The sequence below is a fragment of the Prevotella communis genome, assembly GCF_022024115.1.
Lineage (GTDB): Bacteria > Bacteroidota > Bacteroidia > Bacteroidales > Bacteroidaceae > Prevotella > Prevotella communis.
Genome location: NZ_CP091792.1, coordinates 917,625 through 938,612 on the forward strand (window position 1 = coordinate 917,625; position 20,988 = coordinate 938,612).

Annotated in this window: 14 protein-coding genes and 1 pseudogene; 14 read left to right on the plus strand and 1 reads right to left on the minus strand. The window is 46.7% G+C overall.

The features are described from left to right. Window positions 1-182 precede the first annotated feature (182 nt). The 12 genes and pseudogenes from L6468_RS03540 (at window position 183) to L6468_RS03590 (ending at window position 18,177) form a co-directional block, all read left to right on the plus strand. A complete protein-coding gene (locus L6468_RS03540) occupies window positions 183-1,646 on the plus strand; it encodes a tyrosine-type recombinase/integrase (RefSeq protein ID WP_237795325.1) in 1,464 nt (487 codons plus the stop codon). 475 nt (window positions 1,647-2,121) lie between these two features. Next, entirely contained in the window at window positions 2,122-5,223 is a 3,102-nt protein-coding gene (locus L6468_RS03545; RefSeq protein ID WP_237795328.1) for an InlB B-repeat-containing protein, read from the plus strand. A 5-nt stretch (window positions 5,224-5,228) separates the two neighbouring features. Further along, the gene (locus L6468_RS03550; RefSeq protein ID WP_237795330.1) at window positions 5,229-5,402 is read left to right on the plus strand and encodes a hypothetical protein; all 174 of its coding nucleotides are present in this window, start codon (window positions 5,229-5,231) and stop codon (window positions 5,400-5,402) included. Window positions 5,403-5,685: 283 nt separating this feature from the next. Then, window positions 5,686-6,657 (plus strand): helix-turn-helix domain-containing protein, encoded by a 972-nt coding sequence (locus L6468_RS03555; protein WP_237795332.1) that lies wholly within the window; start codon window positions 5,686-5,688, stop codon window positions 6,655-6,657. After that, window positions 6,645-7,430 (plus strand): hypothetical protein, encoded by a 786-nt coding sequence (locus L6468_RS03560; RefSeq protein WP_237795333.1) that lies wholly within the window; start codon window positions 6,645-6,647, stop codon window positions 7,428-7,430. Before L6468_RS03555 ends, L6468_RS03560 begins: the two co-directional genes overlap by 13 nt. Continuing rightward, window positions 7,427-8,188 carry a metallophosphoesterase gene (locus L6468_RS03565; RefSeq protein ID WP_237795342.1) on the plus strand — a complete coding sequence of 254 codons (762 nt, stop codon included), beginning with the start codon at window positions 7,427-7,429 and terminating at the stop codon, window positions 8,186-8,188. The genes L6468_RS03560 and L6468_RS03565 overlap by 4 nt, the downstream gene beginning before the upstream one ends. A gap of 1,039 nt (window positions 8,189-9,227) precedes the next feature. After that, window positions 9,228-10,415 carry an ATP-binding protein gene (locus tag L6468_RS03570; protein ID WP_237795343.1) on the plus strand — a complete coding sequence of 396 codons (1,188 nt, stop codon included), beginning with the start codon at window positions 9,228-9,230 and terminating at the stop codon, window positions 10,413-10,415. Window positions 10,416-10,483: 68 nt separating this feature from the next. Then, complete coding sequence (locus L6468_RS14670) at window positions 10,484-10,609, plus strand: hypothetical protein (protein WP_255779411.1); 126 nt, start codon at window positions 10,484-10,486, stop codon at window positions 10,607-10,609. Window positions 10,610-10,624: 15 nt separating this feature from the next. Next, window positions 10,625-10,786, plus strand: a pseudogene (locus tag L6468_RS03575) (SDR family oxidoreductase); the annotation flags it as partial. A 20-nt stretch (window positions 10,787-10,806) separates the two neighbouring features. Further along, on the plus strand, window positions 10,807-12,123 hold the full coding sequence (locus tag L6468_RS03580; RefSeq protein ID WP_237795352.1) for a hypothetical protein: 1,317 nt from the start codon (window positions 10,807-10,809) through the stop codon (window positions 12,121-12,123). Between the two features lie 276 nt (window positions 12,124-12,399). Then, window positions 12,400-15,522, plus strand: a complete 3,123-nt coding sequence (locus L6468_RS03585) for a glycoside hydrolase family 127 protein (protein ID WP_237795354.1) — start codon at window positions 12,400-12,402, stop codon at window positions 15,520-15,522. Window positions 15,523-16,446: 924 nt separating this feature from the next. After that, the gene (locus tag L6468_RS03590) at window positions 16,447-18,177 is read left to right on the plus strand and encodes an SLC13 family permease (RefSeq protein ID WP_237795356.1); all 1,731 of its coding nucleotides are present in this window, start codon (window positions 16,447-16,449) and stop codon (window positions 18,175-18,177) included. A 185-nt stretch (window positions 18,178-18,362) separates the two neighbouring features. On the opposite strand, the gene L6468_RS03595 is transcribed toward L6468_RS03590, so the two are convergent. After that, entirely contained in the window at window positions 18,363-18,770 is a 408-nt protein-coding gene (locus L6468_RS03595; protein WP_091814877.1) for a DUF3127 domain-containing protein, read from the minus strand. A gap of 162 nt (window positions 18,771-18,932) precedes the next feature. On the opposite strand from L6468_RS03595, the gene dnaN reads away from it, so the two are divergent. After that, the gene (gene dnaN, locus L6468_RS03600) at window positions 18,933-20,057 is read left to right on the plus strand and encodes a DNA polymerase III subunit beta (RefSeq protein ID WP_091814875.1); all 1,125 of its coding nucleotides are present in this window, start codon (window positions 18,933-18,935) and stop codon (window positions 20,055-20,057) included. A 62-nt stretch (window positions 20,058-20,119) separates the two neighbouring features. Then, the gene (locus L6468_RS03605; protein ID WP_091814871.1) at window positions 20,120-20,986 is read left to right on the plus strand and encodes a 3'-5' exonuclease; all 867 of its coding nucleotides are present in this window, start codon (window positions 20,120-20,122) and stop codon (window positions 20,984-20,986) included. The last annotated feature ends 2 nt before the right edge of the window (window positions 20,987-20,988 follow it).

Genomic DNA, 20,988 nt, shown 5'->3' on the forward strand with positions numbered 1-20,988 from the left:
TTTTTGAAACCAATATTATAATGCTGATATGTACCAGATGTACCTTTGCTGGTTATTCTCTTCTATGTGTCAATAGGTAACAATATACCAAATTTGTTGTTAAATAGAGAATGTCTTCTAGAGTCTGAATTATATTATATGAATGCGCACTATTGCGTGTAATCATATAATATAAACTTAATATGGCAACATTAAAAGCTACGGTAAAATCAAAGAGAAAAGATGGAATGTATGTCGTATACATACGTTTTGCCCACAATCGTAAAGTCTCTTATCTGAGAACATCATGGATGGTTAACGATAAGGGGTTGAGTCGGAACAAAAAGGATATTCTTGATCCTTACGTTATTCAACAAACCTCTAAATTGATTGATCAATACTACAACACTCTGAATAGGATTGACACACAAGACTGGACGGTCAAGGAAATTGTGGACTATATTCAGAAAGGTAAGGATGGCATCTCGTTCTCAGACTACGCTCGTAAGCATATAGAGAAGATGAAAGCCAGAGGCCAGGAAAGGACTTCACGCGACTATAAGTGGGCACTTTATAGCTTGGAGAAATTTGCAGGTGGTAATGAGGTCATGTTTTCACAATTGACATACTCATTCCTTTCTAGATGGATATACTCTCTTTCCCAGACGGCAAGGTCTAAAAACAAATACCCAATCAACATCAGACAGATTCACAAAGCTGCCATGTTGGAATATAACGATGAGGAAAGAGGTATTCAGTTAATCACAAACCCTTGGCCCAAGATTACAATACCCAAGGAAGATACACCAAACAAGAGAGCAATAAGCCCCAATATGCTTCGCAGGTTCTTCGCCGTTGTTCCCGACTTCAGTAGATTCACGCATCCGCTCCAGGAACTTGGACAGGATATTGCGCTGATAAGCTTCTGTATGTGTGGCATCAACAGCGTTGATTTGTTCTTTGCGAAAAAGGACCAATATCACGATGGCATTTTCCACTATAACAGAAGAAAGACAAGTAAATCCCGTTCCGATAACGCATACTTTGAGATAATGGTGCCACAATTTATAAAGCCCACTTTCGAGAAGTACTTGTCCAAAAACGTGGAATCTCCCTGGCTATTTGACTTTCAAGACCGTCTAAGCACATCAGACTCATTCAATGCCAATGTAAATGCAGGCATCAGCCAAATCTGCAAGAAAGTCTCGTCAGACTTCCATGCCAGCCTGTATTCGTTTCGCCATTCATGGGCAACTATAGCACAGAACGGATGCGGTGCATCGCTTGGTGATGTTGACTTTGCTCTCAATCACTCAACATACAAAATGGCAAGAGTATATACAAAGATAGACTACTCGCCGGCATGGGAGTTGAATGAGAAAGTCATTGACTATCTTTTCTTCAGTAACGAGGAAATAGATAATCGTGAAGATCCCGGCAGATCATTTGAGAGAATGTCGAAGTACAATCTTATCCGCGGAGAGGCGTTCATCAGCGGTGAATGCATATTTGTAATTGAGGACTCTGGATTTACAAACGTCGAACAGGTTATAACGACACTCCTTTCGGCCTTCCCTGAGGATGTCGAACGTCCAATCAAGGTACAGATAAGGATTACTAATATGGACAAGAAGCAGACTCAATTGTATCAGAGAATATTGCAGTAAGAAAGAGCTGCGAGTGTCGGCCTATACGGACTACTGAGGAACTATGAAAATGGTGATAGTGTGTGGCTGATGGTTACAATTTTGGTGTACAAAGATAGCAAAATGTCAGGAATTCGACCGCTTTTTGTCAATTTGTCGATGGAAATGAACAATAATTGAAAGAAAAAGTGTAACTTTGTAGCGTTTTTTTGAGAATTTAGGCATGAGAAGGATTGAAGTGATAACATTGTTTAACGCGAATTGTTTGGTGATTCCAAATAATTCGTTAACTCACTCACTCACTCACTCACTCACTCACTCACTCACTCATTATACTTCTATAGAGGCTAAAAAAACATTGAGCGACGACACGTGTGTCGGCGCGCAATGGCGATATACGGCTTGCTCTGCACGAACGCAGGGCAAGCCGCTGTGTTTTTGTACCCCACCGATACAAATAAAGTTAAACCATTAAACATAAACAATTAAAAAGAAAATGAGAAAGTTAAGACAGAAAATCAATTTCGTCCTCACCCTCGCTGCGATGCTCATGATGGCGCAGACGGCATGGGCAACAGACGACGTAACCGTAACCTATCGGCTCATCACTGGTACGAAGGGCGTTATCAAAGCAAACATTGACGGCAACATCCAAGATATCATAGTACCTATTGGACCCGATGTCAAGATTGCCAGTGATGGTAGGGTAAGTAACAATTCAACGTCCCATGTAACAGAAGACGCACAAATCAAGACATCTCACATCAACGGCAAAATAAAGCAAGTCGAATTTACCAACATACGCAGAGGTCTCTCCACTGCTTTCAAGGACACCTACTCCATGGGGATTGACGGTATGAAATACGGCAATGCCGATGCTGTGACAGAAACGAGCGAGGAAGGTAGTGTCACCTTCACAAGCACCACAGGTGTATTGAGTACGAATAATCTCACTATTAAGTTAGGCGCAGAATCCAATTTTAGACCAAATAGCGGCTGCGATTTGGTCATCACTTATGAGCCCAGTGCTGCGCCAGTACACTCGCACAACTTCACGTTCAATGCTGTCGGAAATACGCTGACCGCTACCTGCGGCCACAGCGACGAGCTGGACTGCTCGCTTGCCGATGCAAATTATCAGGCCACGTTGACGCTTACACCGCCAGTTGACACTTACTATCGTCCTTACAGTACTTACTCTGCCACACTCAATTTGACAGCATTCAACGCACTGACGGGACTCAACGCTACGGCTACTGATATTACGTACGTGAACAACATCAGCGGTGACAATCTCGGCTCTGCGGCACCGACGACGGCAGGAAACTACACTGCTAGCGTTACCGTCACCATCGACGGCACAAACTACGCGCTGACAACGGACTTTAAAGTCAACACTGAGAATAGCATCAACAATAACATTCGTCAAATCAGCCTGAACAAGACCAATGCTGCGAATGACGAGGAGATAACCATTACCTTCACACCAAGGTCGCACGAACTGGTGAACACGCTGACCGTGACGGGCGCAACCACTGACATGAGCATCGGTAACGGCATTACCAAGGTGGACGAGTACACCTACACGTTCTTGATGCCTTACGAGGAGGTGACGGTTGGCGCTACGTTCAAGTCATCAAACCCCTCACTATACAAACACACTATCACCACGGACATTACCGGTTCGGGCGCAGTGGACTATAACGCCGAAGAGTATCTGGGCGTGGGCGACGTTATCACGATAACGTTTATGCCCTATCTGCAAGGCAATCTGGAAGCAGGGTCGGTGGTGCTGGAAGGACTGACCGTGACGGGTGCGACAACAAACATGAGCGTGGGCAACGGCATTACGGACAACGGGGATAACACGTACACGTTCACGATGCCAGGCGAGAATGTGACAGTGACAGCCAAGGCGTATCTGTCGGCTGACGCCATATTGTCGGGCACTATCAATGAGCCTATCTACATCAAGCAGGGCAACGGCATCCAGATAGGATGCAACAACAAATGGACTTACGTGAATGACGGTGCTCTGCCACTGGTCATCCCTGACGGAAACACACTGAGACTGGCAGGCGGAACGGACGTCAGACTGGATTTAGCAGACAAGAACGCTATCGCGTGTGAGGGTGACGCAATCGTCGAGTTGATTCCCAATGAGGTAGCAAACGAGATATGGATAGGAGACCGACCCGAACGCAATTCGGGCAAGGCAACGATTAAGGTTGGACCTGTCGGCAAGACACTTACCATCCGCGTAGCTGACGAGAGTACAGAGACTGTACACCTAACTGTAAAAAGCATAAGCCAATATGACAGAAGTTGCGATGTGATAGGTTGCGACGAAGGCGGTTCGTGCGGCAGCATCGTTGTTGAGAGCGGTCAAGTGGAGTCGAGGGAATATTTCAACCATAGCGGACGAGCTTTCCGCACGACCGACGGCACCATCACTTTCGGATATAAGTATCCAGATGACAAGATTATCTTCGATGGCGGCAGCGAGGGTACGGTGAAAATTGAGGATGGTAAGCAGTTCCACTCCTACACCGACTACAACACCAAGTACAGCGGTACCATCAACCTGCAAGGAATAAATTCCTTCTATGCACGGCCTGACAAGTACACCGTGACTTTCGATGAGAACGGTGGTAGCGATGTGGACAACCAGACAGTTGCCCACGGCATGAAAGCCACAGAGCCAGCAACAACTCGCGAGGGCTACACCTTTGTGCATTGGAACAATGGTGAAGATGCGTATGACTTCAATACAGTCGTGACAAGCGACCTGACGCTGACGGCAGAGTGGACGAAGAACGCGCTGGAGCTGGCTAACGCAGGCGACAATGGAGATGCCATCACCACAGCAGCAGGAAGCGGTAAGGTATATGAGGTAACTCTCAGCGGCCGCACGCTCTACAAGGACGGCAAATGGAACACGCTGTGCCTGCCATTCTCGTTGAATGCTGAGCAGATTGCTGCCAATGCGGACTTTGCTGGTGCTACACTGATGACTATGGACGTGACAGAGAAGAACGGCTTCGATGTGGAAGATGGAACGCTGTATCTGTGGTTCAAGAAAGCGACAGAGATTGAGGCAGGAGTGCCATATCTGGTAAAATGGGATAAGGCTGCAGACTACGACAACAACCCTTCTGTCTATGATATCGTAAGTCCTGTATTCGAGGGCGTGACCGTAAGCAACTCAACGGCTCAGATTGTGGAGAGTAAGACAGTTGGACTGGAGACAGTACAGATGGTAGGTACGTATTCTCCAGTCGGCGTTACAGCTGATGACAAGAGCATCCTATTCTTGGGTGACGCAAACACATTGTACTACTCAACAGTTGACCGCCAGATTCGCTCATGTCGTGCCTACTTCTCAGTGCCGTACATCAATGGACACGCTGGAGCTAAGGCACGTGCGTTTGCATTAAGCTTTGACGGTGAAGAAACAACAGGCATTCCTGAAGTTTCTGCAAATTCTAATGAAGTGAAGGATGATGTATGGTATTCGTTGGACGGTGTGCGCCTGAGCGGAAAACCGACACAACGCGGAATGTATATCAATAAAGGTAAAAAAATACTTGTCAAGTAAGCGATATGAAAAAAGAATATATAAAGCCCTCTATGACGGCAATTGAGTTACAGCACATGACACGGCTTCTGGCTGGTAGTGGTGATGTAAGAGGTCTGCAATCAAGTGGCTGGGATGATCCTGAAGATGAACTGGACATCAGTGACCAGGGCGGTGGCAGCAGCATTTGGGACAGATAGACGTTCTGTATAAATCTGGGAAAAAAAGTGGCGGCGTTAATTCTATAGCGTCGCTACTTTCATTTGTATATGGGATGTAAGGGTAAAGAGGTTTACCAAATAATAGTTACCTACTTGAACGAAAGTGCAAAGTGAAACACTTTTTTGAACTGTATATCTGCCAATTGAGGCATTAAGTATTCAAACTTTATTGCTAAAATCAAGAAAATCAGGAAAACCTTTGGTTATATCAGATTATTTTAATACTTTTGCATCGTTTTAATGGTATATAAAATGAAGCAGAATGGTTAAAACGAAAGATGTCTTCATATTGGGCAGACCTATACAGCTGCAAGAACGAAGCAAGGCGCAGATGAAAGGTGTCACCATCGGAGACTCGCTATCGTACAAGTTCTACGATGGAGAGTTTCATGGTATGCCATTGCTTTTCGCTGAACCCAAAGGTAAAGTTGCTGCACCTCGCATCTTGTCTGTCACGGCAAGCAATCTTACTTCATTATTCCAGCTTCCTGTAGTCTTTTTGTTGCCTGCATGTCCTGCATACGAACGACAGAGGCTTATTGACAAAGACGTTTATTTCGTCATCTCTGACAAATACGTTCATTTGCCAATGCTTCTGGCCAATGAGCGCATACGCAAAACAAAACAGGCGAAAAATATGACACCGGTAGCCCAATACCTGCTGCTCTATCATCTGCAGATAGAAAGCATAGATGGATTGGCAGCACGAGACATAGAGGATAGGATTCCTTATTCATACGCAAGCATTACACTTGGCATTACTTGCCTTGAAGACTTAGGGCTGTGCCGGAAAGAATCAGAAGGCTCAAAACGAAAGGTCATCTACTTCCATAAGAAGGGGAGGGATCTATGGGATCAAGCTCAACCACTCCTGATTAATCCCGTTGAAGAGCGCATCTACTGCGATGAACTATTGACTGAAGACCATTTTGTGATATGTGGCATCAATGCCCTGGCACATTACACAATGCTCAATCCTGATCCCGAAAGGATAATCATGATGACTGCCAAACAAGTTAGAGACTTCATGGTATCAGGTGTCATAGTACGCCCCAATCAGTATGATGGCAACATTCTCATCGAAGCCTGGAAATACCCACCGGTAATTAATAATGGTGAAAAAGCCGAATGGGTGGACAGGTTATCATTGGCCATTTCTCTACGTGAGGATGCAGATCCGCGGGTGGAAGGTGAAGTTGAACGTTTAATAAATGAAACAGCATGGAAGGGTTAGATAAATTCCGTGAAGCTTTTGAAGCCTACTCTGAGAACTACGTCATCATCGGTGGCACGGCTTGTGACATTGCCATGACCGGCACGGCTGTTCGCCCTCGTGCCACGCATGATATCGACATGATAGTCATCGTTGAAAAGATGACAACCGACTTTGCTGAGCATTTCTGGCAATTCGTGCGTGAAGGTGGGTATCGTCCTGAGAGACGCAAACAGGAAGAGGGCGAAACTCCGAAGTACGAACTGTACCGCTTTGTCAATGGCAAACCTGACTATCCCGAAATGATTGAACTGCTGTCACGGCACCCTGACATCCTCGGCGAACCGAAGGGGCTGACCATTGAACCAATTCCCACCAGCGAGGACACATCCAGTCTGAGTGCAATCATCATGGACGATGATTTCTACCACTTCACAATCGAGCACAGCAAACTGACCAATGGACTACGCCATGCAGACTCTGCTGCGCTCATAGCTCTGAAGTCACGAGCATACCTCAATCTTCTGCAAGACAAGGCAAACGGAAAGCATGTCAACAGCAAAGACATCAAGAAGCATCGTTCTGATGTGCTGAAGAACGTGGTCATCATAGAAGATAGTCAAATTACTGCTCCAGAACCGATAGTAACTTGCATAAGGGAGTTTGTCTCTTCAATCAAGAAAGAATGGAATACTCTTTCTGAACCACTTTCCAAGGCTCTTGACCAGGATACATCATTCGTCGAAGCCTTGCTGGAACAATTGGACGGATTATTTGCCACAGAACAGCAATGAAGATACAATATGCCTCTGACCTCCATCTAGAGTTTGCCGACAACTGGAGATATCTGAAGGAGAATCCCCTGCAAGTAACAGGGGACGTTCTCGTCCTGGCTGGTGACATTTGCTACTTGGGAGATGAGAACTATAGTAAGCATCCATTCTGGGACTGGGCTTCGGAGAACTACCGTCAGGTGATTGTTTGTATGGGCAATCATGAGTTCTATAAGTTCTACGACATCGCCAAGCTTAACGATGGCTATTGCCTTGAAATACGTCCGAATGTCCACAGCTATTATAATGCTGTCGTACACATAGGGGACATTGACTTCATCATAACAACATTGTGGGCCAAGATTCCTCTGAAGGAGTCATATTATACTGAACAAGTGGTAAGCGACTTCCGACGTATCATCTTCAATGGCGAACTTCTGACGTTTGCGGACTTCAATGGCGAACACGAAAGGTGCTTGGCATTCCTGAAGGATGCCATTTCAAACAGTAGAGCCAGAAGAAAGATTGTTGTAACCCACCACGTGCCATCCTTCCAGATGCAATGTCCCAAGTTTGCCGATAGCCAAGCCAACGGAGCCTTTACGGTTGAACTGGAAGACTATATCAAGGATAGTGGTATCGATTACTGGATATATGGACACTCTCACTACAATGTGGATGTCAAGATCGGCAATACCAAGTGTGTGTCTAATCAATTGGGATATGTCTTTCATGGTGAGCATGAGTTTTTCAACCCAGGCAAAAGTCTTGAAGTGTAAACACATATCATCATTCCTAATCTGTAATGACGATGTCGGTCAAAAAAAGATGAAGAAAGGTTGTCTTTCCAAATCTCAAAAGGAAACTCGTGAATTTGCAAAATTTCTGCAAATCTGTGAGTTTTCTTTCTAAATCACGGAAGATAACTTTTTACGAGCATCAAGTTAATGTCTTCTGTGACTTCAAAAGTTTTTCTCAGTTAAAAGAGAAGAGGATTAGAAGGGGAGGGCATAAGAAGGTTCATTCTCTTTTAAAAGAAAAACGTGAATTTTGGGAAACATCAAGTCGTTTCATTCTGCAAAGTTTAGGTTTACGTTTACTCATGTATATATACATGCACCTCTAAACTTAAAGATTAAACCTACAATCATCTGCTTCAGGTTTACTATACCTTATTATATATATAAGCATATTTAAACTTAAACCTAAACTTATGGCATTGAATTCCATCCATTTTTCTTTTAATCGAAACAAGAATATGGTAACTGGATGTGGTTTATGCCTTAATTTATATTAAATACAAACACATTCTGCAAGAAAAACGTGCAAAACGACCGTAATGTCATGAGAAAACATTAATTTTGCAAGCAAAATTTGCAGAACGTGCTGAAAAGTCGTAATGCAATCTGTGTTCTAACAATAGTGTTTAACAATTAAAATATCGAAAAGTAGTCGAAGTGGCAAAAATGGTCGGATATTTTGAGGAAATCGGGTGCAGAATGTGCAGTATATGCTCATAATGTTTCCCAAATGTTTCCCAGATTCGCCGTAAAGTGCTGATAATCAGTTCCCGTTAGCCGCCGCCCAGGCAGCAGTAGAAGAGTAAGCAAAACTCTATATTATACTTTGAGCGCAATTCCATTCGAGAGTTGCGCTCTTTTTTTTGTTACTTATGCCCCGTACTTAGAATTTGTCTTGTTTTTAAGTCACAAAACAAGACAAACTGTATCTTTTTTGTAAAATGTTTGGTGGTACTACTTTTTATTTATATCTTTGCACTGAGTAAAATTACTCACTTCACTGAGTAAAATTTGAATTATGTACAAAAGGTCTGAATATCAAATAATTACAAGTAGGCTAAAAGAGCCAAGAAAGTTCATTCAGGTTGTTATGGGACCGCGCCAAGTGGGTAAATCTACTGTTGTTAAGCAGGTGCTTCAAGATTTGGATTTGCCTTATCAGCAGTTCTCTGCCGATAATGTGCCAGCATCAAATACTGCTTGGGTGTCTAACTGTTGGGCTGCTGTTCGTAGTCTGAAGGAGAGCAAAGGCCTTGATAGTATGATTCTTGTTATCGATGAAATTCAGAAGATATCTAATTGGAGTGAGGTCGTAAAGAAGGAGTGGGATGATGATACCTTACACGATCGCAACATAAAAGTGTTGCTGCTTGGAAGTAGTCGTGTGCTTTTAGAAAAAGGACTTTCTGAGTCGTTAGGTGGGCGCTTCGAAGAAATACGCATGACTCATTGGAGCTATCCTGAAATGAAAGAGTGTTTTGGCTTTACACTCGACCAGTATCTTTTCTTTGGAGGTTATCCTGGTGCTGCGGGCCTGATAAATGAGGCTGACCGCTGGGAGCAGTATATACAGTCGGCAATCATTGATGCGACCATCAATAAGGATATCTTGATGAATACACCTATCAGTAAGCCGGCCCTTCTTCGTCAGACTTTTGAACTTGGTGCTTCTTACTCTGGCGAGATACTTTCTCTTAACAAAATGCTTGGCTCTTTACAAGATGCAGGAAACACCGTTACTCTGGCAGGTTATATTAATCTGCTTGATGAGAGTGGTATGCTGTGCGGACTTCAAAAGTATAGTATCGATACAGCCCGACGTCGAGCCAGTATTCCCAAATTTCAGGTATATAACAATGCTCTAAAGATGGCGTATAATCCTCATACGTTCAATCAGGCTATTATGGATCGCAAGGAGTGGGGGCGCATCTTTGAATCGGGGATAGGTGCTTGGATTGTCAGTCAGTCTTTTGTTCATCGTATTGAAGTGTTCTATTGGCGTGAACTTGCCGGCGAGGTTGATTTTATTCTTCGCAAGAAGGGAACAGTCGTTGCCATCGAGGTAAAGAGTAATGCAGAAAAGAATACGAAAGGACTTGATAAGTTTAGAGATAAGTTCCGCCCTAAATCTGCATTTATAGTGGGTGACGGTGGTATAAGCGCTGAAGAGTTCCTTTCTATGGATATAAGGACTCTTTTCAAATAATAACTTCATACGTATATCGTTGCAGGTAATAGAGAATAGTACAAAAACAGATAAATCGGGATTTACAAATGAAACAAGTATCAGTATTAGTGGGTGCTGGTAGCATCGGACAAGCCATCATCCGTCGTGTGTCGGCTGGTAAGCACATCGTGTTGGCAGATTATAGTGAGGAGAATGCGAAACGGGCTGCATAGACGCTTGAAGGCATGCCAGCCCGTCGTGCCGGTACACCCGACGAAGTAGGCGACTTGGCTGAGTTTCTCATGTCCTCACGTGGACGTTTCATCAGTGGTGCCGACCTCCTCATCGACGGTGGCTGCACAGCCAGTTACAGGTATGGCGATTTGCAATATTTGAAAACTACACATTAGTAAAAATTTTAGTCACAGTTATGAACTTTAATAAAGAGAAAAAACTGCTTTCAGAAAGATTCTACCTGACATGGGCAGGAGAACAGATGAGTTGGACGGTACGAATGACGATGAAGATGCGAGATGTCGTTGACGGCGACTTGTTGCGTCAGGCTGTAGAATCAACGCGCCTGCGGTATCCATACTATCAAGTGAAGCTCGGCATGAGGAAAGATGCTGAAGGCACGGAATATTTTGTGTATGAAGACAACAGCGAGCCGTGGGTAGTCAGCGAAGGGGAAAAACCAGTGAGACTGATTGGCCCGGAGTCGAACAACCATCTGCTGGCCTTCTGCTGCTGGGGCGACTGCATCGCTATCGATTTCTTCCACTGCCTGACTGACGGCACTGGAGCCTATAACATCCTACGCACCTTGCTCTATGAATATTCCCGCCGTCGCTATGACGCGACACTGGAAAGGGGCATGGCGAACATTCGTGTGTCAGGTGACACTATTAGTTCAGAGGAATGGGAAGACCCTGCCGCACTGGCTAAGCCCGACCAACTGAACCCGCTACCCCTTCCGGAACGTCTGCGCTGCATCAATCTGACCACACAGTCAAAGGTGGCGGTAAGTGAGGACGTGGAAACTGTCAACATCCTTGTTGAAGAGCAAGAGATGATGAGGTATGTGACCTCAGGCGACACATCGCCCGCTACGCTCATTTCGCTGCTGCTCGTCCGTGCCATTGCCCGTCTGCATCCCGACTTGACGGAAGGTGTGCCGATGGTGGCACTGGCCATCAACCAGCGCCCTGCCTTGGGCTGTCCGCAGGCCTGCCAATCACTGGCATCATCGCTCCGCCTGACCCTGAACGACGAGATGCGAGGGATGGATATTGAAACGCAGCAGACCATATTCCGAGGCATGGTGGCCCTACAGTCGAACGATGACAACGTCATTGAGAATTTCTGGCAAACTCAGCATACGCAAGACATGTTCGAAAAGATTCCTACCCTTGAGGGGCGCCATCAGGCAATGGCCAAAGCCTACAGTGTCGCAACATCAGCAGCCACAACCTGTGTCAGTTACGTCGGCAAGGCTAATCTGGGTGCTGCCGAACAATACGTCAGCGAGATGTACACAGAGGCCTATACGCCGTATGCTCTCACCATTGAGATGAGTGCCGTGGGCGGCACGTTCTGTATCAGCCTAATGCAGCGGTTTGCAGATGATACATATCTCGAAGCCTTTCTCGACGAATTCCGCCAGATAGGTCTGCCCTATCGCATTGCTACTCGCCATCCGTTGACGGTGGCACCAATAGCAAACTATCGCGTGTATAGAGGGCAATGACCCAAGGCTTTTGGGCAAAGAAATTTCCTGCATGGCGAGATGCCTGTAGCCGCAAGTCGCTATTGGAATGCCTCGTCACATCAGCATGATTTAAGCCTAATCTCAAAAACCGTCTAAAGTCTATAGTCTAAAGTCTGTAGTCCAAATCTATAGTCCAAATCTATAGTCTTCAATCTAAAATTAATCTAAGATTCGAGATGGGTCATGCCGCATTTCGAGAACTTTCATTATCTTTGTAGCCGAAAAGTATATTTTATTAACTAAACAATTGTCAAGATGCGCAAACTGACTTTAACTGCCTTACTGGCCCTGGCCGCATCGAGCGCCTCGCTGGCACAAAGCGAACTCTATCCCAAACATTTCGACCTGGAACAGGTGACGTTGCTCGACGGCCCGATGAAAACGGCTATGGAGCTGAACTTTAAGACGCTGCTCAAATATGACACAGACCGACTGCTGACGCCCTACGTGCGACAGGCAGGACTGGCCTCGACCAAAGACAGCAACAGTCCTTATTATCAATGGCTGACGAAACACCCCAACTTCGTCAACTGGGGCGATGCGAACTTCGACCTGAGCGGACACGTGGGCGGTCACTACCTGTCGGCACTGGCACTGGCCTATGCTGCCTGCCACGATGCCGACGTGAAAGCACAGCTGAAGGAGCGCATGGACTATATGGTGGGCGTGATGAAGGACTGTCAGGACCAGTTCGACCAGCACACGCAGGGACTGTATGGCTTCATCGGCGGACAGCCCATCAACAGCGACTGGACCGCCCTCTACCAGGGCAACACCGAGCCACTTGCGAGTCATGGCGGATGGGTGCCATTCTACTGTGAGCACAAGATTCTGGCCGGCCTTCGCGATGCGTTCATCTACGGCAACAACCCCACGGCCAAGGATGTGTTCAAGAAGTTGGCCGACTGGAGCGTGAACGTGGTGGCCAAGGTGAGCGATGCCGACATGGAGAGCATGCTGAACACGGAGCACGGCGGCATGAACGAATCGATGCTCGATGCCTATCAGCTGTTCGGCGACAGCAAATATCTGGATGCTGCCAAGAAATTCACCCACAAGACGATGCTCAACGGCATGCAGACACTCAACAAGACCTTCCTCGACGGCAGACATGCCAACACGCAAGTGCCTAAGTATATAGGCATGGAGCGCATAGGAGAGATGGACAATGCTGCGACGAACTACCTGACGGCTGCCGATAACTTCTGGACCGACGTGGCTGAGAACCGCACCGTGTGCATAGGCGGCAACTCAGTGAACGAGCATTTCCTGTCGGCCAGCAACTCCAACCGCTACATAGACCAGCTGGACGGTCCCGAATCGTGCAACACGAACAATATGCTGAAGATGTCGGAGATGATGAGCGACCGCACCGCCGATGCCAAGTATGCCGACTTCTACGAGTATGCCACGTGGAACCACATCCTCTCCACGCAAGACCCCGTCACGGGCGGCTATGTCTACTTCACCACGCTCCGTCCGCAGGGCTACCGCATCTACTCGCAGGTGAATCAGGCCATGTGGTGCTGTGTGGGTACGGGCATGGAGAACCACTCCAAGTACGGCCATTTCATCTACACGCACGACGGCAACAAGACGCTCTACGTGAATCTCTTCACTCCTTCGCGCCTGGAAAGCACCGATTTCATCGTTGTTCAGGAGACGGCCTTCCCCTTTGAGCCACGCACCAAGATTACCATCAACAAGAGCGGACAGTACACCATAGCCCTTCGTCACCCGGCATGGGCAGGAAAAGGATATGAGGTGACGGTGAACGGAGAGAAATCGGACATAGAGACAACCTATGGGAAAGCCAGCTATGTGAAACTGCAGCGCAACTGGGCCGTGGGCGACGTGATCAACGTGGAGCTGCCCATGGAGCTGGGCTACGCGGAATGTCCCAACTACACGGACTATGTGGCCTTCAGGTATGGTCCCATCCTGCTTGGCGCCAACACGACCAACGGCAGCGAACAGCTGCAGAACGAATACGGCGGCGAGGGCCGCATGGACCATGCGCCCGGCTCGATGGCCTCGTCGAAGAACCTGCTGTCGGCCCCGCTGCTCATCGGCAGTCGTACTGATGTGCTGAAGCGCATTGAGGCAAAGGACCTGTCGAAGCTCACCTTCGCCATCGATGCCAGTCGCGAGGGGGTGGATACCTACACATGGAGCACGCTCAGCTTGCAGCCCTTCTATCAGATTCACCACGACCGCTACATGTGCTACTGGTATCAGCAGACGGCTGAGAACTTTGCCAACAGCGACATGGCACAGACCGAGGCGGCCAACGAGGCACTGCAGGCACGCACCATCGACTTTGTGGCACCCGGCGAACAGCAGAGCGAGGCCGGACATGAGTACAACTACTCGTCGGATTCGAGCACGGGCAACTACAACGGCGAGAGCTATCGCGATGCCAAGGCGGGCGGCTATGTGCAGTACACGCTCTACAACCCCGGACAGGAGAGCAACGGACTGGCTGTGATGTGCCGCTTCACGACAGCCGACAATGGGCGCAAGGCCGCGTTGATGGTCGACGGAACGAAGATTGCCGACATCGTCATCCCGGCTCAGGTGAAGGGGGCGGTCAACGGCTTCTACAATGCCGAATATCCCATCCCCGACGCCCTGCTGAAGGATGAGAACGGACAGGTGAAGACACGCTTCACCGTGCGACTCGCTGCCACGGCTGGCACGCTGAACCCCGGTCTGTACTATCTGCGACTGGTGAGCGGCTACAACGTCTCGGCCAATGCCTATCAGTTCCATGCCAGCGACTGGACCACGGGCGATGCCTGGCGCATTCCGGCAAGCAACATCACCTACGATGAGGAGCGCAACGTGATCATGGCCAGGAGCGTGGGCGACAACAACATCGCACTGACACTGAAATACCAGGAGCACGACTACGACATCGAGGCCAGCCAGACGTATCTCGTCGTGTGCGGCAAAGGACTGAAGACCACCCAGGGGGCATCGTATCTGTGGTGGCTCAACGGCACCAACCGTGGTTCGCAGGTGGTGCCTGCGTTTCAGGACAAGGTGATCATCAACGGCGAAGAGCGCGATCTGGTGGCATGGAACATGTCAACCAGCGGTCTCTACGACAATTTCACCGGCGACCGTCCCAATGTGTGCATGGGAATGACCATCTTCGGTCTCACCTCCTCGAATGAGGATGGCTCCTGTGAAATCTTCGACATCAACTTTGCCAAGAGTGTCGACGACTACATCTCTTCCACCACGACAGGCATCATGCGGGTCAGTCAGCCCCAGCATGCCCGAACCTACACACTGGGCGGCATGCAAGTGGAGAATGCTCAGTCGGCTGTAAGGAAAGTGCTGATTGAGAACGGAAAGAAAGTTGTGAAGTAGCCCTTAACAGCAGTAGAGACGCCACAGTGTGACGTCTCTACACAGCCGAGTGCACAGCGGAACCGACCCCGTTGTGCACTTAAGTTAAAATGAATACGCAAATCGTGTTTTCTTCATACTATTCTCGTTTATTTCAATAAGATTTTGTACCTTTGCAGCAGCAATTTTTTACTGGCTTGAGAGATGATTGATATATACATGAATCTCTAAACTGAAAATGGTAAACTCAATCATTATGGTTAGGGTTTACTTTACCTTATTATATATAAGAACATCTAAACTTAAACCTAAACTTACACCGCAAGAGTCTATTCGTTTTTCTTTTAATTGAAACAAAAAATGGCAAGAAGAGATGTCAAATCGTCTAAATATGTTAAAAAGTAAGCACATTCTGCAAGAAAAACGTGCAGAATGCACGAAAAATGCAGCTTAAATGTTGATTAGTCAAAATGTAAGTATCTAATAATCAGTATGATAGTAAAAATATTAGCCGCTGCGCAGGCAGTTGTTGAGGAGTAAATATCATTCTGATATAATGTAAAGGGACCTGTCCGTATGGGCAGTTCTCTTTTTATTACATATGTAAATACAATACTTTAAAAACATAAATCTTTTTATGATATTTGGACGTGTAACATATTCAGGAAAGGTTCCTTGAAACTACAAAATGGCTTGTTTTTTAGAATTTAAGAACTTGATAATAACATTTTTTTGCAAAAAAGTGCTATAATTAGAAATGTTTGTTTTATCTTTGTACCATCTACAGTACGCTCGTGTCACGAGCACGCTGCAGATGGTTGCAAAGTGTTTAAGCTGACGAAACAAGTATAGGAAAGAAATGAAAATAGAAAATAGCTTATGGAATCAATCGTCTTTTGGGGTTTTAACCTCTACGCTTGGATTACGATAGTCACGGTGCTATCAATGTTTACGGTACTTCTGTTTACCAAGTTACGTGCTGACTTGGTATTTCTTGGAGCTATTTCCATTCTCTTTGTCACCGGTGTGCTCGATGCTAAGGAGGCTTTTTCCGGTTTCTCCTCAACATCAGTGGTAATCATTGGTGTGCTCTTTGTTGTGGTGGCCGGACTTACTCATACTGGTGTGCTACAGTGGATTGTAAAGCACCTGTTAGGCCAGCCTAAGAGCTACTCTAAGGCTGTTATCCGGCTGATGCTTCCTGTGGCAGCACTCAGTTCGTTCCTCAGCAATACTACCGTTGTGGCTCTCTTCGTGGGCATTGTCAAAATGTGGTCGAAGAAGCTAGGTGTCTCTCCGTCAAAGCTGTTGATTCCACTGAGCTATGCATCGGGCATGGGTGGTGTGTGTACGTTGATAGGTACACCGCCAAACCTGATTATCTCTGGTCTTTATGCCGATAAGACCGGCACTGCAATGAATGTGTTGGCTACTACCATTCCCGGTTTGTTTTGTCTCTTTATCGGAGTACTCTCCATCATTGCCATGCGCAAGCTGTTGCCAGACCGCAAGGCACCTGAGGCTGCCTTCGAGTCAACCACCGACTATACTGTGGAACTGTTAGTACCCTCGGACAACCCTCATATCGGTAAAACGGTTTGTGAAGCCAATATTGATAATGTGAAAGGCGGTAAACTAATTGAGATTATACATTTCGACGAAGTGGTGTCTCCCTCTTCTTCCGATGAGATTATTATGGGAGGTGACCGTCTGATATATGCTGGACAGATTGATGAAATACTCGACCTGCGTGACACGCATAAATTTGTCAGTGCCGACCATCCAGTATTTACGTTTAATGAAGTCGACAAGCATCGTCAGTTGCGTACAGCCTACATCACCTTCGGCAGCAGCCTCATCAACACCCGGATAGTCGATAGTGCTTTTGAGAAAGAAAACAATATGCTTCTGGTGGCTGTAGCTCGTCGCGGCAAGCGCATCAATCAGTCTCCTCGTGATGTGGTGCTTCAGGCAGGCGACACACTGTTACTCGATTGTCCGCCTAAGGTCAACATCCAAACGGATCGTCTCTCCTCGCAGTTACAGTTCTTTGATTCTCCCCAGGTGCCTAATATCGGTAGGAAGACACTTATCTCCACCACCATCATGATTCTGATGGTAGTGCTCTCTGCCCTCAATATTATCCCTTTGCTGCAGTGTGCCTTTCTAGCCGCCATTGCCATGCTCCTGTTTAAGTGCTGCAGTGTTGACCAGGCGATGAAGTCTATCAACTGGGAAATACTGATGGTGTTTGCTGGGTCCGTTGTGTTGGGTGTCGCTATCCAGAAGACAGGCATAGCCGAGCGGCTTGCTTTCGGTATCCTTGATGTCTGCGGCTCCAACCCTATTGTCGTCATGACTGCCATCTGTTTCGTGGGCACTTTCATCACCGAGTTTATCTCCAATACGGCGGCAGGTGCCATGTTCTTCCCCATTATGTACGAGGCTGCCGATAAGCTAGGCTATGAACCCTATCCTTTTCTCATCGCGCTGATGGTCAGCGTTAGCTCCAGTTTCGCTACACCTATCGGCTCGCCAACCCATATGCTGGTCTATGGACCTGGTGGCTACCGTTTCAGCGATTTTATGCGCATCGGTTTCCTGATGAACCTCATTATCCTTGCTGCCAATATACTGATTGTGAACATCGTTTATCCGTTAGTTCCACTACAATAAAAGCTAAAAAAGAGGCCAGTTCGCATAGACAGGTCTCTTTTTTTTCTTGTGCCTCTGGTGGTGTTTTTACCTCTATTGGTTGATGGCGTGTACTACATTCTTACCTTATTGTATATAGTTAAAATTGAGACATTAAAAAAGCATCTGCTTCAGAACAGATGCTTTTATGGTGTTTTGCTACTTGCTTAGAAGGGCAGATCGTCGGCAGCACCTTCACCGGCAGCGGGCTCCTGTGCGGGAGGGAATGGTGATGTTGCAGCGTTAGGAGCTGCAGCCTGCTGTGGAGGGAAAGGAGTAGCTGCAGGTACTGCACCTGCTACCTGACCACGAATAATATTATATGCACGAATGTCGTTGAACCAACGGCCATTATATTCGCGAGCATCAATGTCAAACTGAACGGTAATCTCCTCACCAGGCTGAATGTTGAACTGCTTAATGCGATCCTCACCGAAGATATTGAATAGCATCTTGCGGGGGTACTGACCAGGAACCTCAATCACGTATTCCTGCGTCATCCAATTGTTTCCTGTGCGTGATGAAACACCGCTTCTTGCCTCCATGATGGCAATGACTTTTCCTGTTAAATCCATATCAATAATTTGTTATTTTATTTGTTTTTTTTCAAAATCGCTTGCGAAATTACTAAAATAGTTTGAAAACAAGTAATTTTTTCGCAAATATTTTGTGATTAATAGGCTTTTTTTGTATTTTTGTACTCCAAAACCGAGTAATAATAAAAAAAGAATAATCATATGAGATTCGTTGTATCTAGCACAGCACTGAGCAGCCGATTGGTGGCTTTGTCAAGAGTAATTAATAGTAAGAACTCATTGCCTATCCTGGGTGACTTCCTTTTTGAGGTTGTTGGCGGACGCTTGAACCTGACAGCTTCGGACAGCGAGGTGATGATGAAGACTTCTCTTGAGCTGACAGAGAACGACGGTGATGGCCGTTTCTGTGTAGGTAATCATGATTTGTTGGAGGCTGTAAAGGGTATTTCTGAACAGCCCATCACTTTCGACGTGGATCAGAATAGCAACATCGCAAAGATCAGCTATCAGAATGGTGTGTTCTCCCTGCCTGTAGAGAATGCAGATGAGTTCCCCCAGGCTCAGCAGATTGGCGATGGCGCTACAACAATCAATATCGCTACCGGCGTGCTGGCTGAGAATATCAACCGTTCTCTCTTTGCTACAGCTCAGGATGAGTTGCGCCCAGTGATGAATGGTATCTACTTTGATCTGACTTCTGATTACCTGGCTATTGTTGCCAGTGATGGCCATAAGTTGGTGCGTAATAAGGTGCTGAACATCCACAGTGAGCAGCCTGCTTCATTCATTCTGCCTAAGAAGCCTGCAACGTTGCTGAAAAATGTGCTGGGCAAGCAGGGCGGTGATGTGGTGATCCGTTTTGATGAGCGTAATGCAGAGATTAACTTCGAAGAAGGCGTTATCATTTGCCGTCTTATTGAGGGCCGCTTCCCCAACTATAACTCTGTGATTCCTCAGAGCAACCCCAACCAGTTGACTGTTGACCGTCTGGGCCTGCTGTCAGCTCTGCGTCGTGTGCAGCCTTTCTCAAATGACTCAAGCAACCTGATTCGCTTCCATGTGGAGAACGGAACCCTGCAGCTTGATGCCGAGGACTATGACTTCTCAAAGACTGCAACGGAGAAGATGATGTGCGACTATAACGGCACACCAATGAGCATAGGCTTCAAGGGCTCTTCTTTCATTGAGATTCTGAACAACTTTGATTGCGATCAGGTAAATATCCAGTTGGCTGACCCCAGCCGCGCAGGATTGGTTCTGCCTTCTGAGCAGCCTGAGAACCAGGATGTGCTCATGCTGATGATGCCTATGCTGATCAATGATTAAGGTTTGAGCTTTGAAATTTGAGGTTTGAGATTTGAAATTTGGAATTGAATTTTTGATATTTCATGAAACTGAACTTAAATAAGCCACTGGTCGTCTTCGATTTGGAGACGACCGGTCTTGATTTGGTAAAAGACCGAATTATTCAGATATCCTACATTAAGGTCTATCCCGACGGAAAGGAAGAGCGCGGCGACTATCTGGTTAATCCCGAATGTTATATCCTGCCTATTATTACCCAGCTGACGGGTATCTCTAATGAGGACGTCAAGGATAAGCCTACATTCAAACAATTGGCAAAGACACTGGAAGAAAAGTTCACAGGTTGTGACTTTGCCGGTTTTAACTCTAATCATTTTGATATTCCCTTGCTGGCAGAGGAGTTCCTTCGTGCTGGCATCGATTTTGACTTTTCAAAATGTCGCTTGATTGATGCCTGTTCTATTTTTAAGAAGATGGAACGTCGTAATCTCGCTTCTGCCTATAAGTTCTACTGTGGACGTAAGATGGAGGATGACTTCGAGGCTCACCGTGCTGACCAGGATACAGAGGCTACCTATCGCGTGCTGATGGGTGAGCTGGACCGTTACACGGAGGAGAAGCAGCGTGAACTGGGTGAGGATCCTGAAGGACGCGTATTGGCCAATGATATGGATTGTCTGGCACAGTTCTCGAAGACCAATAATAATGTAGACTTTGCCGGCCGTATCGTTTGGGGTGAGGCTAAGGATGCGAAAGGTAATACCATTCTGGATAAAGACGGACAGCCTGTGATGACGGAATATTTTAATTTCGGTAAGCACAAAGGTAAGACCGTGGCCGAGGTACTTCGCCTGGATCCTGGCTATTATGCCTGGATTATGGGAGGTGATTTTACCTATAACACCAAACAGGTGCTGACGCGCATCCGCCTGCGCGAGGCGCAGCACTAAGT